This is a genomic window from Rubripirellula obstinata (assembly GCF_001642955.1).
GTDB classification, from domain to species: Bacteria; Planctomycetota; Planctomycetia; order Pirellulales; family Pirellulaceae; genus Rubripirellula; species Rubripirellula obstinata.
On the sequence record NZ_LWSK01000224.1, the window covers coordinates 1 to 3,772 of the forward strand.

The 3,772-nt window shown below is 55.9% G+C and carries 5 protein-coding genes; 1 reads left to right on the plus strand and 4 read right to left on the minus strand.

What is annotated here, in order from left to right; genetic code table 11:
* Positions 1–535: 535 nt before the first annotated feature.
* On the minus strand, positions 536–799 hold the full coding sequence (locus RC85_RS27915; RefSeq protein WP_149753454.1) for a hypothetical protein: 264 nt from the start codon (positions 797–799) through the stop codon (positions 536–538).
* Positions 800–879: 80 nt separating this feature from the next.
* Between RC85_RS27915 and RC85_RS27920 the strand changes: the two genes are divergently transcribed.
* Positions 880–1,026, plus strand: a complete 147-nt coding sequence (locus RC85_RS27920; RefSeq protein ID WP_162273279.1) for a hypothetical protein — start codon at positions 880–882, stop codon at positions 1,024–1,026.
* Between the two features lie 191 nt (positions 1,027–1,217).
* On the opposite strand, the gene RC85_RS25105 is transcribed toward RC85_RS27920, so the two are convergent.
* From RC85_RS25105 to RC85_RS25120, 3 genes are all read right to left on the minus strand, one after another.
* Positions 1,218–1,520 carry a type II toxin-antitoxin system RelE/ParE family toxin gene (locus RC85_RS25105; RefSeq protein ID WP_068267590.1) on the minus strand — a complete coding sequence of 101 codons (303 nt, stop codon included), beginning with the start codon at positions 1,518–1,520 and terminating at the stop codon, positions 1,218–1,220.
* Positions 1,517–1,726, minus strand: coding sequence for a hypothetical protein (locus RC85_RS25110; RefSeq protein ID WP_068267591.1), 210 nt, complete (start codon positions 1,724–1,726; stop codon positions 1,517–1,519). Before RC85_RS25110 ends, RC85_RS25105 begins: the two co-directional genes overlap by 4 nt.
* Positions 1,727–3,143: 1,417 nt before the next feature.
* Positions 3,144–3,629, minus strand: coding sequence for a hypothetical protein (locus tag RC85_RS25120; protein WP_068267594.1), 486 nt, complete (start codon positions 3,627–3,629; stop codon positions 3,144–3,146).
* Positions 3,630–3,772: the final 143 nt, after the last annotated feature.

Genomic DNA, 3,772 nt, shown 5'->3' on the forward strand with positions numbered 1-3,772 from the left:
GCGGCCGCCACTCCGGTGCATGCAATGGTTATCCGCAACACACCATTGCGATGCCGTCCGTCAGCGCGGACTTCGTCCACGTGGGTGACAGTCACCGTGCGAAAAGCGTAACAGAGTGTCGCCGGCAAAGCAAGTTTCGGTGGGATGCAGTATGTCGAGTTCGGGAATACAGGCGTTGGTTGGTGCCACGCAGTGCATCCGGCACGTCAGCATAGATTGAGCATTGGAATTTGGGCGTCGGTTGATGCCCCGCAGGGCAGTCTGGATTCGAGTATTGATCGAGCGTTGGGGGCAAAGCGGTGTTGGCGGTCATGTTGTACGCGTTGGTTGTGCCCCGCAGGGCGCGAGGTGGGCAGCAAGTGTCCGCAGCTCAGTCGGATAACGGTAGCGATTTGCGGGTGGCGAGGGAAGACTTGCAAGCAGAGGACGGAGCGCTGCCGCCACTCCGTCAACATCGCTTGGTTATCCGTGATTATTGGGAGGGCGTGAAGTGTGAATCAGGGACAGGTTTTAGATTCATCTTAGTCGTTCGATTTCAACAAAAGATCAAATCCTTGGAACCGGAGTTCTGGCGGAAGGCACAAGCCTGAATTTGCAGTTGGCGTTCGATTGCAGTGTAAAGCGTGGACCGGGTACTCCCGGTCGGATAACGGTATGCATCACCGAGGTGGCGGGATTTGACGTGCAAGCAGAGAGAAAAGTGTGCGGCCGCCACTCCGGTGCATGCAATGGTTATCCGAGACACACCATCGCAATGCGGTCCGTGGGCGCGGACTTCGTCCCCGTGGGTGACAATCACCGTGTTGAAAGCGTAACAAAGAATTGCCGGTAAAGCAAGTTTTGGCGGTCAAGAGTAAAGGGGGCACTCGAAGACAGGCGTTGGTTGATGCCACGCAGTGCATCCGGCACTTCGATGTTAGCCGAGCGTTGGAAGTCAGGCGTTGGTTGGTGCCACGCAGTGCATCCGGCACGTCGGCATTGTTCGAGCATTGGAAGTCAGGCGTCGGTTGGTGCCCCGCAGGGTAGTCGGCACTTCGGTCAAGGTCCAGAGTCGGGGGCAAAGCGGTTTTGGTCGAGCATGGGATATGCCCCGCAGGGCGCGAGGCGGGCAGCAAATGTCCGCGGCTCAGTCGGATAACGTCTAGGATCACCGGGTGGGGACGGAAAAAGTAACCATCAGAAAACGGCCGCAAGCCCCACTCCGGTGCATCCTTTGGTTATCCGTTAAGAGGCGGCTCTACTGGCAGCGTAACGGAACCATGGATGACGGTCAGTATCCGAACTTCGTGCTTGAGGACCAGGTGAATGATGCGGTAGGAGTCAGAGAAGATCTCCCGGATGTCATCACGACCATATTCCGGCACAATTGAACCGGATTTAGGAAAGTCGATCAGTTGAGGATCAGGCCGCCGAAAGATCCGATCGGAAACCGATGCGGCATACTCTGGCGATGATTGCGCTATGTAATCGTAGACCCCGATAAGGTCCGATGTCGCCTTTTCGGTCCAGCGAAGCTTCATCCGCCGCGTTTCGTCTGAGCGGCGGTCAGGCGTTCTCGCACGGCCGAGGGCTCCAGCAGGCGTCCGGACTCGCTGTCAGCAAGCCCGAGGTCGATTTGCTGTCGGACATAGAGGTGATACTGCAGTTGCTCCCAGGTGACGTCATCGGGAAGTCCCTGCAGTACCGAAGTTGCTGCGATTTTCGCGTTGGGAGTAGTCGTTTGCATGCAATTTCCTGCTTTCGGGTGAGCCTCAATTGTACAGGTTCTGAAGTGACGACGCAAACCGCTCAGATTCAGTCGGATAACGACCGGGATCACCGGGTGGGAAGGGAAAAGGTAATCATCAGGAGACGGCGGCAAGTCCCACTCCGGTGCATCCCATGGTTATCCGTCGGCATGAGTCGCGTGAGCACCGGTACGGGGCTTGGATATGAGGATACGCTCTCGGGCAAAGAAACAAGCCAGAATCACGGGAGCAATCGAGCAGGCGGCGGCGGAGCGAAAGCCACGGATCCAATGAAGCGATGGCATTGGTCGGTCGGTAGGAATGTCCCAGCAAACGAACCACACAATTGGCATCAGCACCGAGAGAAGTATCAGAGCGTAGGCAAGGCCGTGAAAAGGGTCAATCCGATCCCGTCGAACCCATAGCCAGCAGGCAAGCGACAGCACGAGTAACCATGAAACGCCGGAGACGAACGACGAAAACAGTTCGCCCCGCCATAGAAGTGCGAGCGAGCCAAATGCAAGCCAAGATGAGCCACCAATGATGCCGCCGAACCACCCTCCCGGTTCCCACTGCAGCCTGCCCTTTCCGCGTCGAGCGGATTGGTGTGTGTGTTGATTCATCGGGAGTGTCCAAGGGGTCATTTCAGTCGGATAACGTCTAGGATCACCGGGTGGGGACGGAAAAAGTAACCATCAGAAAGCAGCCGCAAGCCCCACTCCGGTGCATCCTTTGGTTATCCGCATTAGACATTCACCAGGCAATTATTGCTGTGTGTTGCGTCCGAATCCTCGCCGCTTTGCGCCATCGTACTTGACATCACGCGGTTTTGGGATCCCGGTTGCCGAGCAAACGGCATCTACAACTGCCCATGCACACTGCTCCTCAAATTCCATGCAGAGTTGAAGCACTTTGGGAACCGCGGCTTTGAGGTCCGCACGTCTCTTGAGAAAGACGTAGAAAGTGGTTGTTGTTTGGGTTGAAACAACGGTGCGTTCTCGTATCGCAATTCTAGAGAAGTCTGAGAATCGAAAGGTTGCAGATCGGGACCCCGTGAGTCCTGTTGCAACTATACGTATGGTCTTGGCCTTTCGGTCGAATTCGGTTTGTCGGGTGTAGAGAAGCGGAGAGACAGCAAGCAGGACCAGAAGCGATGCAATTGGCAATCCAACGAGAAGCGTCGCGTAGACGCCCAACAATCGGTACGTCGCCCAGCAGGTAAGTGCTGCAAACAGCAGGATCCAAACCGAGATCGAGGCAGCGTGGGAAGCGTCGTCCTTGACGATGACGGTTCCGTTGGTTTGTTGAACAGTCACTACACTCCTTCAGTCGGATAACGGCCGGGATCACCGGGTGGGAAGGGAAACGGTAACCATCAGGAAGCGGCCGCAAGTCCCACTCCGGTGCATCCCATGGTTATCCGCCGTCACTTGGGTCGGACAGAAGATCGACGATAGGAGACCAGTCGTTTTGGAATGCAAGCATTTTGGATACTGGCCAATGCAAGCGAAAGTAGGAGTGCTTGCGAATGTCTTGCCCTTCGTAGTGTTTCGTTACAATTGATGCGGGAACTATGTAGACATCAGGGCGAAGGTTGTCAGATTGCCCCAGAAGATCGACGAAACAGAACACATGACCAGGGTTTGCATGCTCAACGGCCTTGTGTCCGAGTGGAAACTGTAATTCGTGCGGCACCTTGTTCTTGCCGCGGCCACGAGTGCGCATGGCGGAAGCAGTGGTTTTGACCTGGATGCCAATGGTACGGCTTGCGTGAAGATTTGAGGCGAGAATGTCGATTGTTGGTGCGCCCTCACGGACGAGCGCGGCAATGAATCCAAGTGTGGATAGCATGTACGTCACATAATGCTCTCCGGCGGAGGCGATGAGCTTGGAATTCGCCATGGGTCAGAAGCGTCTCAGTCGGATAACGGTATGCATCACCGAGGTGGCGGGATTAGACGTGCAAGCAGAGAGAAAAGCGTGCGGCCGCCACTCCGGTGCATGCAATGGTTATCCGCAATACACCATCGCGATACGGTCCTTCC

Excerpts from the sequence above, each read along its gene's own strand:
- RC85_RS25110 (WP_068267591.1), bottom strand. The coding sequence starts at position 1,726 with ATGCAAACGACTACTCCCAACGCGAAAATCGCAGCAACTTCGGTACTG.
- RC85_RS25105 (WP_068267590.1), bottom strand. The coding sequence starts at position 1,520 with ATGAAGCTTCGCTGGACCGAAAAGGCGACATCGGACCTTATCGGGGTC.
- RC85_RS25120 (WP_068267594.1), bottom strand. The coding sequence starts at position 3,629 with ATGGCGAATTCCAAGCTCATCGCCTCCGCCGGAGAGCATTATGTGACG.